This window comes from Euryarchaeota archaeon (assembly GCA_016207515.1).
Classification (GTDB): domain Archaea; phylum Thermoplasmatota; class SW-10-69-26; order JACQPN01; family JACQPN01; genus JACQPN01.
On record JACQPN010000012.1, the window covers coordinates 83941 to 103917 of the forward strand.

Here is a 19977-nt window from a genome sequence, read left to right on the forward strand (position 1 = left end):
GGATTGGGCGAGCGCCATCAACGCGAGACTTGGAACATTGGTCGTTCAGCCCACCCTCCACTTCACTCCATCCGCCGTGTCCTCGACGATTATTCCGGCCTCTTGGAGCGTTTTCCTGATCTTGTCGCTTGTCGCGTAGTCCTTTCGGGCCCTCGCCTCGGCGCGAAGTTGTATCACGAGTTCCATGACCTTCGCGAGCGATTCTCCGCCTCCGGCCTTTTTTTCAGGAACGATCCCGAAAACATCCGCCAGGCCTTTGAAGAGCGTTGTGGCCTCGTCGAGTGTTTCCCTGTGCGGGTCCGCCGCCGCGTAGCCGTTCATGTCGTTCACCATCTGGAAGATGGCGGCAAGGGCCTCCGGGGTCGCGAAGTCGTTGTCCATCGCGTTCTGGAACGCGAGCGTCTGCGCGGCGAGGCCCTCGTGGAACTTCTTGTCCACGGCCGTCATTTCGCCTGCCCGCGCTTTTCCTTTCGCGTGCTCCACGTTTCCAAGCATGTTCACGATGCGTTCCACGTTCTTCTCGGCCTGCGTGATGGATTCGGGCGAGTAATCGATGGGGCTCCTGTAGTGCGTGGAGACCATGAAGAGGCGCACGGCATGTGGATCGTGGTCTTTGAGGAGATCGCGGATAGTCACGAAGTTGCCGAGGCTCTTCGACATCTTCTCGCCGGAGACCGTGAGGAAACCCGTGTGCATCCAGTACTTCACGAACGGTTTTCCGGTCGCTGCCTCCGATTGGGCTATCTCGTTCTCGTGGTGCGGGAACTTGAGATCCATCCCGCCGCCGTGGATGTCGAAGGTGTCGCCGAGGATCGCCCCGGACATGGCGCTGCACTCTATGTGCCAGCCAGGGCGTCCCTCCCCCCAAGGTGATCCCCACGCGACTTCGCCCGCCTTGGTCCGTTTCCAAAGCGCGAAATCAAGCGGGTCCTCCTTGCCTTCGGCCGCTTCCTTGCGCACCTCATTCAGCATCTCTTCGGGGTCGATCTTCGAGAGTTTGCCGTAGTCGGCGAGTTTACGCACGCGGAAATATACGCTTCCTGCCGCTTGGTACGCGTATCCCCGTTCGATGAGCCGTTGGATCATGGAAAGGATGAGGTGCATCGAGGAGGTGACCTTGGGGTAGTGGTCCGCCCGGGAGACGGAGAGGAGGTCGAGGTCGCGTTCGGCCTCGCGCGTGAAGCGGGCCGCGAGCGCCACGGGGTCCTCGCCCGTCTCGGCTGCGCGTTTGATTATCTTGTCGTCTACATCGGTCACGTTCTGGACGTGGGTCACGCGAAGCCCGCGGTGGAGCATGTAGCGTTTCGCGACGTCGAAGGCCACGTAGGTGCGGGCGTGGCCGATGTGCGCGTAATCGTAGACGGTCAAGCCGCATACGTAGAGGCGGACGTGGCCCTTCTCAAGCGTCTCCAAGGGTTCCTTTCGGCCGGTGAGACTGTTGAAGACTTGGAGCCCCATGGTCGGCGTGAAGACGCCGTGAGCGTTTAAATGCGTTACGAGAAACCGACCCTAGACGTGACGCCCTAAAAGGCCGGCGCCCGTCGCTTTGGTCCGGGTCTTCGTACCAATGCATCCCGGCGGGGGATAATCACACCGCTTCCCCTTGGTCGATCCTATGGATTACGCCTTCGATGATGCGCCCGACGACGCCAAGGCTTTTCGCGGAGACGTGCTCCAAGTCGTCGAACGTCGTGTGATGGGAGTCCGGGAAGACGGACGATCCTTTCTTGTCAAGATGTATCACGTCGACCGCCTTGATGCCGCGGGCCAGGAACGGCGCGTGGTCGTCGATTATGCTTCCGCCGCTTGCGTTCACGAACTGAGTCGCGTTCTGTCGCCTCGCTTCTGCCCAGATGAGGTCTTGAAGGGCTTTGCCCGGCCCGTTCGCCGACGTCGATTCACGTAGGAACGACAGTTCGGGGTCGCCGACCATGTCGAGGAGCACGAAACCCATCGCGTTCGCGACCTCGCTCGTCGTCATGTTGGACGCGTAGTGGGTGCTCCCGACGATCCAACCGTCACCGCCACGGCCACCGTCCTCCCCGTCGAAGAACAGGAAGGTCACGCTGAAGTTCAGGGACCGGTTGGAAAGCACGCGCGCCAATTCAAGTAGCACAGCAACGCCGGAGGCCCCGTCGTTGGCGCCCAAGACCGGTTCCGATCGACGTCGTGGATCGGGGTCCTCGTCGGCCCACGGGCGCGTATCGTAGTGGGCGGCGAGATAGACGGTCCGAGGCGTCGTCCCGAGGCGGCCGACGACGTTGTGCATCCGCGTCTCGTTTCCGGCGTAGGGGCCGGTGAAATTGTCCCAAGTGACGACCGTGCCGATCGCGGAAAGTCGCGCGGCGATGATGTTCGCGGCGTAGTCGTTGCCTTCCGTGCCGGGGATCCTGTAATAGTTTTCCAAGGCCGTCCCATTGACGCGCTCGACTTGGTGTCGTAGGGCCTCGAACGCAAGATCCTCGTCGAAGAGGACGTCCGGGCGGTGCGAGCCGTTCACATGCGGAGGCGTCACGGTCTCGGTCGGGAAACTGCACCCTCCAAGGGCCGGAAGGAGCAGCAATAGCGCCGGTAAGACGCGTAAAGTATGGCGCACTTGCAACCATCCCGTCTGCCCTCCTTAAGGGCTTTGGCGCCGTTGCAGCATGGGCATCGTTAAGACCGGCCCGGAGATTCTCCTCCCAATGGGAATACTCGGTTCGGAAGGGGTGCTCGTCGTCGTCTCGCTTCACCTCAAGACGCCGCACGCCATTCTCGGTTGGGCCCAGCGAAGCGGCGGGTTCCTGAAGGCCTTGAACGCCTCAGAAGGGTTGATCAGGTCCCATGCGGCGATCGAGTCGCCGACCAAGGTGTTGATTGTCGCGTATTGGAAGGACATGAAGACGCTGATGGCGTGGTACGGGTCGCAGGAGCACCAGCGCATGGTCGCCTGGGCAAACTCGCATTCCCACGACATCGACCTCACGATCGGCCTCTTCCGTGAGGAAAAAGGCGGATTCGAGCGCATGTCCTCCGACGACACCGGTGCGCCGCCGCGAAAACTCTCCGCGCCGTCGTAGACTCCCCGCCGACCGATGGCGCCGGTCAATCTGGCGACGCAATGAACGCCGTGGCTTATGGCACACCTTTATCATCAATCGGGATTGTGGCCGTGCAATGGATAAGGAGTGGACCGGGCCCCTCGAACGCCTCGACGATTATCGTTGGGCGATCCCGAAGACGTACAAGAAAGGGATGAGGGCGCCAGGATTGATTTACACCAACGAATCGATGGTGAAATCGATCGTGAAGGATCATGCGCCGGAACAGGTCGCGAACGTCGCCCACCTGCCGGGGATCATCGGGCCGTCCATGGCCATGCCGGACATCCATTGGGGCTATGGTTTCCCCATCGGCGGTGTAGCGGCGTTCGATGCGGAAGAGGGCGTGGTGTCGCCCGGTGGCGTGGGGTTCGACATCAATTGCGGTGTGCGCCTCATCAGGACCAACCTTGCACGTGAGGAGATCACGCCAAAGTTGAGGGAACTCGTCGAAGTGCTATTCGTGAACGTTCCGTCCGGCGTAGGCAGCAAGGCCAAGGTGAGATTGACCCCGCAGGAGTTGCACGACGTTTTGAAGGACGGAGCGCACTGGGCGGTGGAGCACGGTTATGGTTGGGACGCCGACCTCGCCCACACCGAACACGAAGGGCGCCTCACGAGCGCGCGCCCCGAATGGGTCTCCGAGCGGGCCCGGGAACGCGGAAAAGTGCAGGTCGGGTCCTTGGGCGCCGGGAACCATTTCTGCGAGATCCAGGCCGCAGCGGACATCTTCCGCCCAGAGACCGCGAAGGCGTTCGGGATAACGAAACGCGACCAGGTCTGCATCATGATACACACGGGTAGCCGCGGTTGCGGGCACCAGATCTGCTCCGACTTCCTGGAATCCATGGAACGCGCCCAGAAGAAGTACGGGATAGAGCTCCCGGACAGGCAACTCGCGTGCGCTCCCGCGAAGAGCCGCGAGGCGGAGGAGTACTTCGGCGCCATGTGGGCGGGCCAGAACTTCGCCTGGGCGAACCGGCAGATGATCACCCATTGGGTGAGGCAAAGCTTCGAGAAGGTGCTCGGGAACAGCCCGGAGTCAATGGACATGCAGATCGTCTACGACGTCGCGCATAACGTCGCGAAGCGGGAGTTCCACGAGGTCGACGGCAAGAGACGGGAACTCATCGTACATCGCAAGGGCGCCACGCGCGCTTTCCCAGCAGGTAACCCCGACATCCCGTCCGATTATCGTGACGCGGGGCAACCGGTCCTGATCCCCGGCGACATGGGGACAGAATCGTACCTCTTGGTCGGCACCGAGAGGGCGATGAAGGAGACGTGGGGCTCCACGTGCCACGGCGCAGGGCGTAACCTCAGTAGGGCCGCGGCGACACGAAACTTCCGAGGCCAGGCGGTCATCCGCGACCTTGAAAAACGGGGGATAATCGTGAAACCAGCATCCTTCGAGGTCGCGGCCGAGGAGGCGCCGGGCGCTTACAAGGCCGTGCGAGAGGTCGTCGACGTCTGCGAAGGCGCAGGCATCTCGCAAAAGGTCGTAAGGCTCGTGCCGATGGGCTGTGTCAAGGGCTGAATCAGGAGGGTGGCTCGGCCGTCGCTGTCGATGACACGGACGCCACCAAGAGGGCCGGACCGGAAACGTATTCTAACGTGCTCCCGATTCCGGCGGCGTGGATACGGCGCTACTCTTCGACCTCGCGCGCTTCATTGCGGGTGTCTTGGTCCTCAGCTATGCCTCCGTCACGGATTGGTTCTGGCGTAGAGCCCCGAACTACCTATGGTTCGGGCTCGGGGGTTTCGGCCTGGTGCTTCTAGGCGTCCAATACTTCGTCGGCGCCGTTGCGTTGGACGCGTACCTCTACCTGGGGGCCGCTGCGGTCTTCGCCCTCGCGGCGTACGTCTTCCACCGGTTGGGCCTCATCGCCGGCGGGGCGGATGCGAAGGCATTGATGGCGCTCGCCGCATTGGCCCCGCTTCCCATTCATTTGGAGGCCCTCCCGGCCTATCCGGGTATCGTCCCGACACCGTTCTCCATCCTTGGTAACGCGCTTCTTGGCATCCTCATCGTCCCGCTTGGGCTAGTCCTCGTGAACGTTGCCCGCGGCGATTTCCAGTTCCCCGCCATGTTGATAGGTTACAAGATGCGGCCGGAGAACGTCGTGGACAGTCCCGTATGGTTGATGGACCGGCTCGAAGAAGGCCGGATGAAGCGACGCTACATGCTTCCGCACGATGACGCGGAGGAGCAGGTGCCGCTTTTCTTGGAGAAAGGCATCGATCAAGTCTGGGTGACGCCAAAGGTCCCTTTCATGATCCCGCTGCTTCTCGGGTTCGTCCTCGCGTTCACCGCGGGTGACGTCGTCTTCAGCCCGATTGTTTCCCTGATCCTTCAGCGCTAGCTTGGGTCACAGGCTTCTGTACTTTGGCAACGAGCTCGATTCGAGCGACCTTGTTCGGGGAACTCTTGCTTTTCGCCTCAAGGGCCACCTTGACGCTTTCCCCTTCCTTGGCGTCCGGCGGGGCTTTCACCATGAGCCACAGGTTCTTCTCCTCCTTGGGGCCCACTTGGATCTCCGGGAGCGCCATGAACGCGCTCCAGCCCGCAGGCACTTCGGCGACCTTGAAAACGGCCGTGTCCGCCTTGTCGGAGCGGTTCTGGAGGACCACGGGGAAACTCGCGCCGCGCCCCGGCGCCAACTCCTTGGTCCCCTCTGCGGTCTTGAGACGCACACCCACCGGTTTCGTGGTGAGGACGAGATAGGCCGCACCGGCGACGATGGCGAGCGCGATCACCGTGATGAGGAGGGCGTTGCCGTCGGGGGGAGGCGGCTCTGGTCCCACGGTCTCGTTGGTTCCCGAGACGTTCAGCACCGGTTTGAATGCGAGTTGCTGGTTCGAATTCGCAGTACCAATGTTGCCGCTGGCGTTCGAGCAGGAAAGGATCCCCGAAATCGTGAACGTCGGGGTCTTCGGTGCGTCGGCGGCGGAAGGGGCGAATACGGTGACGCTCCCAGCACCCGCGCCTTGCGCGTCGAGGCTTATCTGTTGGCTGGTTGGGGTTCTCGACCAGCCCGTCGCCCCTGGATCTCCGTAGGTCATCTGCACGATCCTCGTCTGAGCTGCGGGTCCCGTACCGGGTTGCGTGTTCTGGTCCGTGAGGGTGATGTTGACGACGTAGCTCGAGCGCTGCGCCATCGATGGGCTTGCGTTGGTCCCTGGCGCAAACGCGATGTCAAGCGGTCCGCATTGGTTCGGAAGAGCGCCCGCCACGAAGGCCGACCCGGCGAGCGCCAGGACCAATGCGACAGCCTTCGTCCGTGTCCCCATGGCTTTCCGTCAATCGAAGCAAGGTACGGCTATAAAACCCTCCCATAAACGGCGTAGCGCCCCAATCGAGAGGGCTAAACGTTAAGGCCGGCCACCGCGCTCCTTCGCGCCGTGGCCGAAATGGGCGCATCCCTCCTTGTCCCAGGGTCGATAGAGGAGCGTCCATACCAGGTAGTCATCGCCCGGGAGTGCCTTCGGAGGAACACCCTCGTCGTGCTTCCCACCGGCCTTGGAAAGACTGTCATCGCCCTCAGGGTCATCGCGGAGCGCTTGAGGTCGGGCGACTCAAAGTGCCTGTTCCTGGCGCCCACGAAACCCCTCGTGGAGCAACACGCCCGTTTCCTCGAGTCGCGCCTCGACGGGCTCACAGTCGCCATGATGACGGGGGAGACGTCGACCAAGAAACGTGCGAAGATCTGGGAGGCATCGCGCGTCATCGTCGCAACACCGCAAGTCGTCGAGAACGACATCCTGAGCTCACGGGCGTCCCTAAGGGACGTGGGTCTCATCGTGTTCGACGAAGCGCACAGGGCGGTGGGCGATTACGCGTACGTCTACATCGCCGAACAATACCAGCGCCAGACGATCCACGGCCTAGTGCTCGGGATGACGGCCTCCCCGGGTGCTGACCCTCAAAAGATCCGGGAACTCTGCCACGTCCTGGACATCAAGGGCGTCGAGGTCCGCACCGAAGCGGACCCGGATATCGCGCCGCATGTGCATGGCATCGACGTGAACTGGATCGAAGTGCCTCTTCCCGAGAACCTTCGCATCATCGCGGAGCACGTGAAGCGCGCTTTCGCAAGGCCCATCGCGGAGTTACGGTCTGGTGGAGTGATCAAGACCGCCCGCCCCCCGGTCAAGGACCTGCTTCTTGCCCAAGGCCTCCTCCTCAAACGCATCAAGGACGCCGGGCCGGAAGGCGCGACGAGGGCTTACTCGCTGCTTTCGTCCCAGGCGGCCGCCCTGAAGCTATCGCACGCCATCGAACTCGTCGAGACGCAGGGCCTTCGCGCGTTCGTCTCGTACATGGAGAAGATGAACAGGGACGAATCGAAGGCGGCGAGGGCGATACTCGCCGACCCCGACGTCGTGAAGGCGGTCATCCTCGCGCAAAACGCGAAAGTCGAGCACCCGAAGCTACGCCGGGTCGCCATCATCCTCCAACGTCAATTCACCAAGAAACCCGATTCGCTCGTCATCGTCTTCACGCAGTTTCGAGAGACTGCGGAACTCCTGTTCCAGGAATTGTCCAAAGTCGAGGGGATCCGCCCGATCCGATTCGTGGGCCAGGCGGACAAGGCCAACGACAAGGGACTGAGTCAAGCGGAGCAGAGCGCGATAATCGAGGACTTCAAGAAAGGCCGCCACAACACCCTCATCGCCACATCGGTCGCGGAAGAAGGCCTCGACATCCCGGCCACCGACCTGGTCGTATTCTACGAGCCCGTCCCCTCGGAGATCCGGAGCATCCAGCGCCGGGGAAGGACCGGCCGGGGCCGCGCCGGGACGGCGTTGATCCTCGTCACGAAAGGCACGCGCGACGAGATCTCGAGATGGAGCGGACGCAACAAGGAACGGAAGATGTCGGCCGAGGTCGAGAACCTTCGCCGGTACCTGGAGCACGTGAACGTGTCGTGGACGGCGTCGCTTGATGAACCCGTACCCGCGCCGGAGATCGCGAAGCCGGACGACGGTTCCAAAGTTTCCGTCATCGTCGACAGTCGCGAACTCGCTTCCCCGGTTGTGAAGGAACTTTCGAGACTTGGGATGGATTTGACCGTGGAACCTATAGAGGTGGGAGATTTCGTCGTGTCGGACCGCGTCGTCATCGAACGCAAAGAGGCGCATGATTTTGCCGATTCACTGCTTGATGGGCGCTTGTTCGCCCAAGCGCGCGCCCTTCGCCTGAACTACGAAGCGCCCATCATGGTAATCGAAGGCGAGGACCTCTTCACGGCGAGGAAGATCGAGCCCTCCGCGATATACGGAGCGATGGCGGCGCTTCTTTCTGGTTTCCAGATGGCGGTCATCCGGTCGAAGGATGCGAAGGAGACGGCGGCGATCGTGGCCGCGCTTGCAAACCGCGAGCAATCCGACGAGAAACGGTCGCTTTCGCTACGTTCGGAAAAGCCGGTGATGACGCCGGACGAGGAGCTCCAGTTCATCGTGGAGGGCCTTCCGGGCGTGCGATCCACCCTCGCGAAGCGCCTCCTCGCGCGTTTTCGCACCGTCGAGGCGTTGTCGAAGGCGACGATCGACGAACTCGCCGAGACGCAGGGGATAGGCGAAAAGACCGCGAAGAGGATACGCGATGCGCTGCATCGCCGGTACGGAGGGTGACACGTGGCCGAGCGGAACCTCACGGTACACAAGAGTCCCGGGCCCCACAATTCGCTCTGGTACTGGACGAGGATCCTCAACCCGTTCCGGGTCTCGTACAACTACCTCCTCATGAGTGTCGCGAGGCCTTCGCCGTCGCTACGGCTCAAGAACTGGCTCTACCGGCGGATGGGCGTGAAGATCGGTCGCCACGTGTCGATGGGACTTGAGACGACCCTCGATATCTTCTACCCGCAGATGATCGAGATCGGCGACGACTCCATCGTCGGCTTCAACACGACGATCCTATGCCACGAGTTCACGGTCGATGAATATCGGACGGGCGCCGTGAGGATAGGCAAGCGCGTAACCATCGGGGCGAACTGCACGATCTTGCCCGGCGTCACGATCCACGACGGTTCCGTCGTCTCGGCACATTCACTTGTGAATTCCGACGTTGACGGTTTCTATGGTGGAGTCCCCGCGCGGCCGCTCGAACGCCGCGTTGGTTAGTCTTTCGCCGGGCCCGGAAGAACGGTTTCATCCAAGGGCCAATATTTATCAGGAAGAAGCGGACTACCCGGTAACGCCGATGCTTTCGCGAACAGGAGGTGTCATGTTGAATCCCGATGAGAAAGTGAGACAAATCACAGAATTGATAGATCAGCTCATCGAGGACACCTCGGTCCCTCGCAACATCAGGCGCGGCGCCGACACCGCGAAGAAGGTCTTGGCCAACAAGACGGAGGCGTTCGACGTCCGGGTCGCAAAGGCGGTCTCAAGCCTCGACGAATTGGCGAACGACCCCAACATCCCGCTCCACGGGCGCACGCTGATCTGGAACATCATCAGCGCGTTGGAATCGCTCACCGCAAAGTAGGCCGCCCGCACGCGGTTTTCCCTGGGTTCGATCCGCTTGTCCCTTGTCAGAGGTCGTGCGGCATCAGCGTGTTCCGGCCGTTCGCTTCGGCGCGTGTTTTCGCTTGCTCGATGGCGTCCACGAGGCGTGCCTCGAGTGCCGCGTAGAAACTCGCGCTTACGCGGAACTTGCCCGCGACGTCTTTCACTTTGCTCTGGTTCACGAGTGAGTGTGTCATTGGATCCCCCTTTCACCAACCCATAGGCACCTTAAAAGTTTGCCGATTCAGGCCGTAGAATCGGCATATTGTCAAGACGTGGAAGAAAAGGAAACAGGCGGCCCGTGGGCCGCCGACCATGTCTCCGGTCAGTCCCTTACGCCGTCTTCGCAGACGCGTACCACTGCTTCTCCCTCTGGTAGATGCGGCGAGTCGATGAGGCGCACGATCCTCTTGTCGCCTTTGCTCTTCCGCATGTAGATGCGGAAGGTCGCCGTGTGGCCGACGATGTGGCCGCCTATCGGGCGTGTCGGGTCGCCGAAGAACGCGTCTGGTTTCGCCATCACCTGGTTCGTCACGGCGATGGCGGCGTTGTGGAGGTCCCCGAAGCGCAGCAACCCATGCATGAACTTGTTGAGCTTCTGCTGCCTTTCCGCAAGCGTCCCTCTCCCGACGTATTCGGCGCGGAAGTGAGCGGTGAGCGAATCGCAGATTATGAGCCGGATCGGACGCTTCTTCGCAAGCTCCTCGGCTTTGTCAAGGAGCAGCATCTGGTGATGGCTATTGTAGGCGCGGGCCACGTGGATCTTGTCGAGCACCTTCTTCGGGTCGAGTTCCAGAGCCTCGGCCATCTGGCTGATGCGTTCCGGCCGGAACGTGTTCTCGGTGTCGATGATGAGGCACTCACCGTCGAGGCCGCCCTCGTCCTTGGGAAGTTGCACCGTGACGGCAAGTTGGTGGCATATCTGCGTCTTGCCGCTTCCGAACTCGCCGTAGAACTCGGTTATCGATTGGGTCTCGAAGCCGCCGCCCATGAGGTCGTCGAAGGCCTTGGAGCCGCTTGTGAGTTTTCCGATGGCCTGTCGCTTCTCAAGAAGCTCCACGCCGGTCCTGAAACCGCCGACGTCCGCGGACTTCTTCGCCGCCTCGATGATCTTGGTGGCGGCCGCTTCTCCGAGTTCCGCGGCCTCCACGAGGTCGGAGGGTGATGCCACGGCTATTGCCATGAGGTCGGTGTAACCTGCGTCCCTGAGTTTGTCGGCGGTGGCCGGTCCGACGCCGGGCAAGCTCTCTATGGTAGGCTTTTCGATCGATTCCTTTGTCATGCTCGCTGTCTGTGCCATATGCTGACCGTCGCACTTCTAACTTTTCCACGGCTATTTAGAACGCCTGTGCGGGGGTCGTCGAAACTACCGTTCATAGGGAGCGGCTTGCCGAATCGGGTGCGGGGGCCGGTAGGAGCGGTGTGCCGATCGTCACGCTCGGCACACCAGCACCCATGGTACCGTCTCCAACTGACGGGTGGGCAGCGTCATCTATGAAAAGGACGTCCGTCGACCGTGTCGAGTTGAGCGTCAGCCTGCCGTTCCTCTGCTTGGCGTACAGGCCGTGGAGCGCCACGCGTTCACCGATCGTGAGTTTCTGCGCCACTTTCGCCGCGCCGTCCCAAAGCGTCACCGTCACGCTCTCGCCTTCGCACTCAAGGCCCACCTCGCAAACGAAGCCCGTCCCCCCTTCAGGACGAATGAAACTGCGCGGTTCGGAGAACGCTGTGACGTGTCCTTTCAAGGAGATGCCGGTCTCGCCCGCCGAGATGGCCGACGGCCGTTTCGCGGTCGGCGTCGCGGGCTCCACGTCCACTTGCGACCAATCACCCGCGGTCAATTCAAGCGTGGTGCCCGCGAGGGTCGCCTCGGCGTTCACAATGATGAGTGTCGAACCCGGGACGACCCGCCGGCTGTCGACCAATCCGACCTTGTCCCCGCGAATTTCGAGCTTGGCCGATCTCGTCCCATCGGTGACGTCTAGTTTCACGCTCGGCTCGGTTGACGAACGGCGCGGCTCGTAGACCTTCTTCACGACGACGCGAGTGTCGAGCATCGTCCGGTCTGTGATGGACGCCAGCGGGGCCGAGGAGCGTTTGACGAGTCCCGCCTCTACAAGGAGGACTTTTGCAAGGGTCGAGCGCGCGATGAGCCCGCCGGTCCGCTTTTCGAGCTCCTCGATGCGGGCGAGGGAGTTCGCCCGGGGAAAGACCGCATCCAAGGCCAAGAGGTGCCTTTCGAGCGCGTCCCCATCCATCATCACGTGGTAGCCTCCTGTCCCTTAAAAAGGCCCGGTTTTGCACTTGAACGCCGGCGGAGGAATAGGTGGATCGGCTGACCCCCCATGGGGCGCGTAGGGTAATACCGGTGGCCGACGCATCGGAAAGAGCGCTAAGGTTATGAGTCGGGAATCGGTGGCGGAAACGGGTTGGTCAGGTGAACAGGTCAAGTACTTCGAAAATCGTAGCCTTGCTTTGCGTCTGTTTTTTCGTCGGGTCGCCGGTCCTCGCGGCCACTGACGTCGTCCAGGTGCCCGCAGCACCGACAAGGCCGGACGCCCGTCAGGCGGAACCGAACCAGATTGCGATCCGTGGCTCCAGCTTCAGCGCCCCGGACGTGACAATCACCGTCGGCCAGAGCATCACATGGACGAACCACGACGGGTTCGCCCACACAGTAACGGCGAGCGACGGGAGTTTTGAGAGCGGGCGACTCGAGCAAGGCGCGACCTTCACCCACGTTTTCAAGACGGTCGGCAAGTTCGCCTATTTCTGCTCCATCCATCCAGGGATGCAGGGTATAGTGAACGTCGTCGACGCCATGACCAGCGACACCGGCTCCGTGACAGAGCCCTCCACAAATTCTGCGTCAGTGACGATCCATGCAACAGGATTCGACCCCCAAAAGATCGTCCTCAAGGCCCCCGTCACGGTGACTTGGATGAACATGGCCGACAACGCCCGCCAGTTGGCGTTCGAGGACGGAACGCGTTCCGGCGAGATCCCCGTCCATGGGACATACACCCGGACGTTCGAGAAGGCCGGCGCCTATGTCTATTTCTTCGCCCAGCGCCCCGACATCCGCGGCGCGATCATCGTCTGTGACGCCACCGGGTGCCCGCCCGATCAAATGGACGACTCGGGGAGCGCCACGACACAACCGTCGATCGACCAATCCGAATGCCAGCGCATGTACGACGAGGCGAGCGCGAGGTTTCGCTCCGAAGTGCTTGAACCCCAAGAGATGCGCCACAAGGAGTTCCACGCGAGCGAACGCACGGCCGAAGAGGATGAGGCGTTCCACCGGGAACTCGCGCAAGAACGTGACTCGAAGCAATCCTCTTACTATACCGAGGCGGACGCAAAATGCTCGAACGACGGTTCGTCCTCGGGCGACTCATCCTCTGGCGCCGGAGGAAACGAATGCGAGAACCTTCGTGTCCAAGCCGAGCAGAACATGCGCGATTACATGGTGAATGTGGACGCGCGGCGGAAGCAGTTCAAGACGGACCTCGATGCGGCGCACGCCGAGTTCGACGCCGAGACGCACACGGAGGAGGAGCACTCCCAGTTCCATTCGCAGCTACGGGCGAAGATCGGCACCTTCGAATCTGAACTCCAGACGGAGATCGGCGAGACGCGTCAGGCGTACTTCAAGGAGTTCTTCGAGCGGTGCGCCCAATCGGGATCCGCCGGCGGACAACCGCAATTCGGGTCCGAATGCGATGGCCTGCGCCAGAACGGTGAGACGGCCTTCAGGGACTTCCTTTCGGGAATCGAGGCGCGGCGGCAGGCTTTCCAGGAGAGCCAACACGCTGCAATCAGGGAATTCGAGGCCGGGGACCACAGCGAGGAGGAGCGCGCGGAATTCTTCTACAAGATCAAGGCGTCCGGCTCCGATTTCGAGTCGCAGATCGAATCCGAGATCGCCGGCAAGAAAGACGAGTTCTTCAACGAGTTCAACGCCCGCTGCGGCGGCCACGAGGTCTACGCGACCGGCGCCGGCGGAGAAGAGTTCCGAAACGAGTGCGAAGGGTTGGGAAGGACCGCGGAAGAGTCGTTCCGCCAGTTCGTCTCCCAACTCGATGCCCGGCGCAAGGACTTCTTCACGTCGATGGAACAGAAGCGGTTGGCGTTCGAGGGCGAGCGGCACAATGCGACGGAGAAGGAGGCGTTCTTCTCGGAGTGGCGGCGCGCCATGGACGACTTCCAACGCTCGCTCCAGGCCGAGATCGATTCGAAGCATTCGGAAATGTTCCGGGACTTCGAGGCCAAGTGCGGCCAGTTCGGCGGATTCCGCGGCTCGCCGGGCGAACCCATGCTGGGCGGAGGGCCCGGACCCGGCGGGTTCGGCGAATCGCAGGAATGCATCTCGCTACGCGAGAACGCCCGCGTCGATTTCGACGCGCTTCGTAGCGAACAGGAAGCCAAAAGACGCACCTTCTTCGAGGGTCAGGCCCAGGAGAAGAGGGATTTCTTCAATGCGAAGAGGACGGACGCCGAGATCTCCGAGTTCGCGGGCCGCCAACAGAAGGCGCGCGACGCATTGGAGGTCGAGATGCAGGCGGCGATGCGCGCGCTTGAAGAGCGGCTCCGCAAGGCGATGAGCGAGAAGTGTGGCGCTCCACCGGAGGGTCAGGGCGGCGAGATGCAGCACTACGGTCCTCCGCCAGAGTGCATCGAGTTCTTCAAGAACATGGAAGCGGCCGGCTTCGGTTTCGAGCAGGAACGAAGGGCGGCCCGAGAGGCGTTCGAGGAGCGCATGGGCACCCTGTTCTCGAAACTCGACGACTTCGACCTCACGGACTTGGAGCGGCAACAGATCAAGAAGGAGATCGACGAGGCGCGCTACGCCTTCGACGAATCCGAACGCAGCGCCATCCAGGCCTTCAAGGCCGCGAACTCGTTCCCCGAGAAATGCCGCCCGCCGGGCGACATCGGCGCCGACCAGATCGGCGCGAACGCCTGCGGCGGCGAGGACATCTATGTCTCGACCCGCGCTTTCGAGGAGCGCCTCCACGACGAGCGCGCCAGGATGGAGGATGCGATAAAGGACAAGGCTGACTCGTTCAGGCGAAACCTCGATGAGCGTGAGAAGGACTTCCTCGCGACCACCCACACGGAGGCGGAGCTTTCGGCCTTCAGGGCCAAGCAGGAGAAGGCGCGCGTCGAGTTCGAAGAGACAGTGAGGCACGAGTTCGCCCAGTTGGAAAGTCGGATGAGAGCGCACTTGGATGAATATCGCGCTGAAAAGAGCGGCGGTTGCTTCGGGTCCGACGTCGCCAATGCCACGCGGCTCGGGACGGCGCCCGAGCGTAAACAGGTGCAGAGGCCCCAACGTGTCGATGACACGTTCGAGGACTTCCGGGCCTGCGGCGAGGGACGGCACGAGGAAAGGCTCGACATCGATCTCCAAGTCAGGCTCAAGGTCAAGGACTTCGAAAACGAGATGCTGCGGGCCAAGGTCGAATTCCTCCAGAGCGGCGACCATACGCCTGAAGAAGTCGTGGACTTCGAGTCGCTCCAAAAGCAGGAGTTCGAGCGCTTCATGGCGAGCTTCAAGAGCGAGCAGGCAAGGGCCGAGGGCTCTAACCGGGTCGAGTTCGAGAAGTGCAAGGACCTGGCCGTGAAGGACGCGAAAGCCCACGAGCGGCTCGGGAACTTCGAGATCACGATGGACGAATCCACGGGGACGGTGGAGGTCACCGGCAAGTTCGTGTCCTTGAAGGGCGACCAGGCAACGGAGCTCATCTCGGAGTACTCCGTGGGCGGGCAGCTGTTCTTGGACGGCGTCTCGACGACGGCCGTGTTCTCGGATTTCGGCACCGATACGGACCCGGACGGCGTCTCGATGAAGATCGCTGGCGAAGGGTTCTCGTACAACATCCACGACAACCCGACCGGTCTTTGGAAGTTCCGTTCGACCGATGGCGTCCAGTTCAAGGTGGACTTCGCGGACTATCTCGCCATCACGGACAAGGACGGAACGATTGCGTTGACCGATGGGACGACGACTGCCAAGTTCATCGTGCGTGGCGGCGAGTACAAGCTCGAAGGCGACGTCTTGACCTTCGAAGGCGAGGGGTTGTTCCTCCTCAAGGCCAAGCGTGAGGCGCTCGACAAGGTCGCGAATTCCGCGACCGACGAGCTCGACGCGGCCGTCGAGAAGGGCACTCTCGGTGGAGAGGTGACGATCGTCAAGAAGGACGATTCCTCGCGCGTCGACGAGACGCTCGAATACGAGGACATCACCTTGACCGTCGAGGCCCCAAAGGCGGATAAGGGGGTGTCTGTCCGCGTCTCTTCAGTAGAGGAGACGGGGAAGGTCATCGTCCTCAATGTCGACAAGTCGATAGTCGAAGGCGCAAACGCGGTCGTGAAGTTGTTCGACGTGACGACCGGCGCCGAGACCGAGGTCAAGATAACGAAGGCTTCTAGCCTGACTGCGCTCCTTGCCGCGAGCGGCACGGAGTCGCAGTACTGGATCGTGACCGACGAGGACGGCGTGCAAGTGCTCGTCTACGTGGGACACTTCTCCGAGAAGAGGATCGAGGTGCAGTCGGCCGAGGCCGGAACGCAGGACGAAGCGAAGCCGAAGTCGCCGATACCCGGCTTCGAGCCTCTCGCCTTCATCGGCGCGGCGGCCCTCGTCGCGATCGCGTCGAGACGGTCGAAGAAGGATTAGCCAGGCTCTTGGAGGATACCGGGGCGGACGGCGGATCGAAGTCCGCCGTTTTTCCGTTTTTTCACTTTTGCCGAGCGGACGCGATGAGGGCCACGACGGCAAGCGTCGCTATCCCGGCGGACGCGAGGAACACGGATTGGAAACCGTAGAGTTGCCAGACGACTCCGGCCCAGACAGCGGCGGATAGCGCCCCCACGTCGAGGATCTACGGGTACGAGCCGGGATGCGGCGCATGAGGCGGACTTCGTGGATTTGATTGGACGTCACGGGTCGCTCTTTTGCCTTGTTGCAACGATGATCGCGGGGGCTAGACACCGCGTTGGTCAAGGAGGTCAAGCCGCAAGTAACGCGTGACCAGTCTGTAGACAATCGCCTTCTCTTTCTTGTCGTACGTTTTTTCCATTATCTCCGCATCAACCATGATTTCGAGGTCGCGATATGTCGATTCCCGGTGGCGGTGCCCACCCCCGCGCTCCGAAACTCGGCTGTGAATCTCTTGCGCCGATAGCCTGTCGTCGGCTAGTACTTGGATAAGGCGGAGGCGGGTTTTCGACCGGAGGACCAAACCAATTCGTTGAAGGTCCATGGTTCGACATGGGCGTAACCTTTTTTGTGACTTTGTTACATGTTTCAGTATCAATTACCTTATTCCCGCTACAAATCTACGTTTGATGGCTAATTGGTGCCACTCACCTGACAACCGTTAGAGAGGGACGGGCGGGGCCAACGAAACAAACGCGGCAAGAGTCGGGATCGCCGCCTGGGCGCATCGCGGGAATCATCAGGGAAGTTGAGGCGAAGAATTCGAGTCCTGACGGACGCGGGATCGCTCCGTCCACAAAGTTAGCTGCCTTAGCCAACGTACTCGATTTCAATGCAACAGAGTTGGATCAATTGCTGGCCTCCGAATCCGCCATCTTGCGGACCGTGAAGGGGCACGCGTTCGAAATCGTGTTTGATAAACTATTGGCCCATATGGGCGTCCGGTGCGACGCGGTTGGCGGCGACACGGACGTTGATCGGGTCGTCAACGGTTTCAAGCTTCAGCTCAAGACTCCTACGCTAGCGGGAACTCGCGGAGAAATGGTGCAGTACAAGACCCACAAGACTCATGGTGCCAAATCCCAGGACGAATCTATGGATTACTATTCAGCTCGTGCGGAATTCCCCGATTTTCTAATCGGCCTCGTAACATACAAACCGCTGCGAATACTGTTTCTTCGTCGAGACGAATTGCCCGTGCATGCTGATGATCCGTCGAGAATCAAGAGCCCATTCGACTTAGATTGGAAAAGGCATGGTGGACTCAACGCGTCCCATCGTATTGGGCTAAAGCGTATAACGGAGGTAAACGGCGTTACTCCAGGTGAAACGGAATTGCTTCCTCTCACATCGAAGAAGCTTGGTCTCGCGAGCGACATTATCTTGGATTCAATCCTTAAGTCCGAGAACTTTAGGGTGTGGGACATGAACGTCCTTGGTTTCGCGCGCGAATTCGCATTCCGGCGCCTGGCGCGTCTCAAAGGCGTTACGGTGTTACCGGCCAATCATTGTGGCAGGACGCGCGCTGAGAAGGCGGACCTTGCGTTGACCTCTATTGGGACGGCGCGTTGTCACCACTTTCAGGTCAAGGGTGCGACGTATAGCGCGTGCAAACTGGCCGGCAGAGGTTCAACCGTGGCTTTGGAGACGCAACTATCCAGGGGTCGGGTGAACGACCATCCGACGCAAAGCAGACTGTACCTCAAAACTGATTTCGATAGCATTATCGCCTGCCTTGAACCTCCCGTTGCTGACGCCTTCCGCGAAGAATTAGGCTTCAAAGCAAGAAAACGATGGGCATTCTTCTCTGTTCCCACGTCCCTTTTGGAACCCCATCCCAAAATGCCACACCGGTTGAAGTCAATGCAACACATATCGTATGAGACGTTGGTCGCCAAACACGAGGTCAGTGAGCGTTGGCTCGAACGCTGGAGGTAACGGTTGGCGGAAGTGGGGACTGAACTATTTGTCGAACCGGGTAGTTTGTGATCACAAGTTCGTTTCCAGTTTTCCGTCGTTGGCCTCGAAGATTCGACGTGTTGTAAAGCCAGCTACGTTCGTACACGTGTGCCCAACGGTAAAAATCTCTGACTTCTGGGCAATCGTCGTAGGATAGACAAAAACCCGCGTCAAGCACTTTCAGAGCACGCGCCAAGCGCAAGTGATCGGACGCCTTGAAGGGCTTCGTGTATGCACGTTTTTGATCAGCATGAAAGTATGGAGGGTCAAGGTACATCAAAACGCGCTTGCCCCTCGGGGGAGCTTCAAGAACCAGAGAGAAATCCCTGTCTGTAAGCTTCGCTCCAAGAAGCTTTTCGTGGGCCTTCCGTATTTTTTCGCCCCAAGTTCCGGGCGGCGCGCTTTGTGATTCTCTGTAGCCCCATGCTGGCTTGTTGATAATTCCTGAATACGACGTTCGATTCAAGTAATACGTCTTGAAAGCGATTTCAAAGTCATTCGAGGGCCCGAATGCCTTGAGTTCGGCGTGACGCGTAGGACTGGCAACCTCAGCCTGCATGCGTGCCGCGAGTTTCTGCGACAGCTCTGGGTCCGCCATGATTCGGTACGTCGCCATGAGATTGTCGTCAAGATCGTTGAGCCAATTGTACGGGACGCGGCGTTTCGCGAAGAAAATTGTTCCCCCGCCTAGGAACGGCTCCCGATATTCGTCGTGATCGTAGGCGTTGATAAATGGCAGTAGATGTTTGGTTGCATAGTATTTGCCTCCTGGGTATCGAAACGGCGAGATGACGGTCGTATCGACCGAGTCGCTAAATGCACTCATATGGAAAATCCTCCATGTGTTCTTGGGTGGGAAGCTTGTAATTTGTAATGACTAGTTCACAGCCGCGTGTCCGCCTTCCTTGCGCCGTGTTAGAATTCCCGACTCGGTAGAAGAACTTCAATTCGTGTATGTTTGCCCACTCATACATGCTACGGACCTGTGGAACGTCGTCATACGTGAGGAAAAACTTGTGTGACGTCCCCTTCAGGGCCTCGGCGAGCCGATGATGATCTTCGGCTGTGAAGCCGTTTCGGTAATGTTTCCGGCGCGGTGGCGCGTAGTAGGGTGGATCCACGTATAGAAGTACTGCCTTGCCATCTGCTCGTGACTCAATCACGTGTTGGAAGTCCCCGGTCGTTAGTTTTACGTTCTCAATCTTCTTCCCGCATGGCAGGAGGCGTTCTTCCCAGCGTTCCGGCGGCAGACTGCGCCGGGGGCGATAGCCCCACGATGCCGAAATGAGTTTTCCGCTGAAGGACGTCCGATTCAGGTAGTAATACTTGAAGGCCTGACCCAATTGGCTCGTCGGTGTCATGTCGCGGACTTGTTTCCAACGACTTGGCGAGGCCGTTTCTGTCCGCAAGCGGGCGATTAGGGTTTTTCGAGTCTTTTCGTTGGCGATCGTCCTGTAAACACCCATCAATTCGGCGTCCATATCATTCAGCCAGTTGTGCGCTACCCGCGGCTTATCGAAAAAAACAGTTGCTCCGCCGGCGAAGGGCTCCCGGTACTCGTCGTGCCGGACCGCAGACCAGAAGCGTCTTAGAAGCTTAAGGGCGTAGAATTTGCCGCCCGGGTAGCGGAGTAATGGTTGCACGCTCTCACATGTTTTCACGTGATCGTGGATGTGATTAGCGGGTAAAGTGGATTGC

General features: G+C 60.5%; 16 protein-coding genes. 8 read left to right on the forward strand and 8 right to left on the reverse strand.

All coding sequences use genetic code 11. The features are described from left to right. Positions 1 to 45: 45 nt before the first annotated feature. Positions 46 to 1458 (reverse strand): cysteine--tRNA ligase, encoded by a 1413-nt coding sequence (locus HY556_05485; GenBank protein ID MBI4393234.1) that lies wholly within the window; start codon positions 1456 to 1458, stop codon positions 46 to 48. A 130-nt stretch (positions 1459 to 1588) separates the two neighbouring features. Beyond that, positions 1589 to 2596 carry a DUF4910 domain-containing protein gene (locus HY556_05490; GenBank protein ID MBI4393235.1) on the reverse strand — a complete coding sequence of 336 codons (1008 nt, stop codon included), beginning with the start codon at positions 2594 to 2596 and terminating at the stop codon, positions 1589 to 1591. A gap of 88 nt (positions 2597 to 2684) precedes the next feature. Between HY556_05490 and HY556_05495 the strand changes: the two genes are divergently transcribed. The 3 genes from HY556_05495 to HY556_05505 all read left to right on the forward strand — a co-directional run bounded on the left by HY556_05495 (position 2685) and on the right by HY556_05505 (position 5443). Beyond that, on the forward strand, positions 2685 to 3059 hold the full coding sequence (locus HY556_05495) for a DUF4188 domain-containing protein (GenBank protein MBI4393236.1): 375 nt from the start codon (positions 2685 to 2687) through the stop codon (positions 3057 to 3059). Between the two features lie 97 nt (positions 3060 to 3156). After that, positions 3157 to 4617, forward strand: coding sequence for an RtcB family protein (locus HY556_05500; protein MBI4393237.1), 1461 nt, complete (start codon positions 3157 to 3159; stop codon positions 4615 to 4617). 97 nt (positions 4618 to 4714) lie between these two features. Further along, on the forward strand, positions 4715 to 5443 hold the full coding sequence (locus tag HY556_05505) for a prepilin peptidase (GenBank protein MBI4393238.1): 729 nt from the start codon (positions 4715 to 4717) through the stop codon (positions 5441 to 5443). On the opposite strand, the gene HY556_05510 is transcribed toward HY556_05505, so the two are convergent. Further along, positions 5409 to 6371 (reverse strand): hypothetical protein, encoded by a 963-nt coding sequence (locus HY556_05510; GenBank protein MBI4393239.1) that lies wholly within the window; start codon positions 6369 to 6371, stop codon positions 5409 to 5411. The genes HY556_05505 and HY556_05510 overlap by 35 nt on opposite strands. 111 nt (positions 6372 to 6482) lie before the next feature. On the opposite strand from HY556_05510, the gene HY556_05515 reads away from it, so the two are divergent. The 3 genes from HY556_05515 to HY556_05525 all read left to right on the forward strand — a co-directional run bounded on the left by HY556_05515 (position 6483) and on the right by HY556_05525 (position 9573). Next, entirely contained in the window at positions 6483 to 8714 is a 2232-nt protein-coding gene (locus tag HY556_05515) for a DEAD/DEAH box helicase (protein MBI4393240.1), read from the forward strand. Between the two features lie 111 nt (positions 8715 to 8825). Further along, positions 8826 to 9206 carry an acyltransferase gene (locus HY556_05520; GenBank protein ID MBI4393241.1) on the forward strand — a complete coding sequence of 127 codons (381 nt, stop codon included), beginning with the start codon at positions 8826 to 8828 and terminating at the stop codon, positions 9204 to 9206. 103 nt (positions 9207 to 9309) lie between these two features. Continuing rightward, positions 9310 to 9573, forward strand: a complete 264-nt coding sequence (locus tag HY556_05525; protein ID MBI4393242.1) for a UPF0147 family protein — start codon at positions 9310 to 9312, stop codon at positions 9571 to 9573. A gap of 46 nt (positions 9574 to 9619) precedes the next feature. Here the strand turns inward: HY556_05525 and HY556_05530 are convergent, their stop codons facing one another. The 3 genes from HY556_05530 to HY556_05540 form a co-directional block, all read right to left on the reverse strand. Further along, the gene (locus tag HY556_05530; GenBank protein ID MBI4393243.1) at positions 9620 to 9790 is read right to left on the reverse strand and encodes a DUF1931 domain-containing protein; all 171 of its coding nucleotides are present in this window, start codon (positions 9788 to 9790) and stop codon (positions 9620 to 9622) included. A 128-nt stretch (positions 9791 to 9918) separates the two neighbouring features. Next, positions 9919 to 10860, reverse strand: coding sequence for a DNA repair and recombination protein RadA (gene radA / locus HY556_05535; protein MBI4393244.1), 942 nt, complete (start codon positions 10858 to 10860; stop codon positions 9919 to 9921). A 106-nt stretch (positions 10861 to 10966) separates the two neighbouring features. Further along, positions 10967 to 11857: a hypothetical protein gene (locus tag HY556_05540; protein MBI4393245.1), complete on the reverse strand. Its 891-nt coding sequence runs from the start codon at positions 11855 to 11857 to the stop codon at positions 10967 to 10969. A 206-nt stretch (positions 11858 to 12063) separates the two neighbouring features. On the opposite strand from HY556_05540, the gene HY556_05545 reads away from it, so the two are divergent. Then, on the forward strand, positions 12064 to 16278 hold the full coding sequence (locus HY556_05545) for a hypothetical protein (GenBank protein MBI4393246.1): 4215 nt from the start codon (positions 12064 to 12066) through the stop codon (positions 16276 to 16278). 885 nt (positions 16279 to 17163) lie between these two features. Continuing rightward, entirely contained in the window at positions 17164 to 18258 is a 1095-nt protein-coding gene (locus tag HY556_05550) for a hypothetical protein (GenBank protein ID MBI4393247.1), read from the forward strand. Here HY556_05550 and HY556_05555 read toward each other — a convergent pair. Continuing rightward, entirely contained in the window at positions 18227 to 19105 is an 879-nt protein-coding gene (locus HY556_05555; GenBank protein MBI4393248.1) for a DNA adenine methylase, read from the reverse strand. The two genes, HY556_05550 and HY556_05555, sit on opposite strands and share 32 nt — an antisense overlap. After that, positions 19092 to 19940, reverse strand: coding sequence for a DNA adenine methylase (locus HY556_05560; protein MBI4393249.1), 849 nt, complete (start codon positions 19938 to 19940; stop codon positions 19092 to 19094). The genes HY556_05555 and HY556_05560 overlap by 14 nt, the downstream gene beginning before the upstream one ends. Positions 19941 to 19977: the final 37 nt, after the last annotated feature.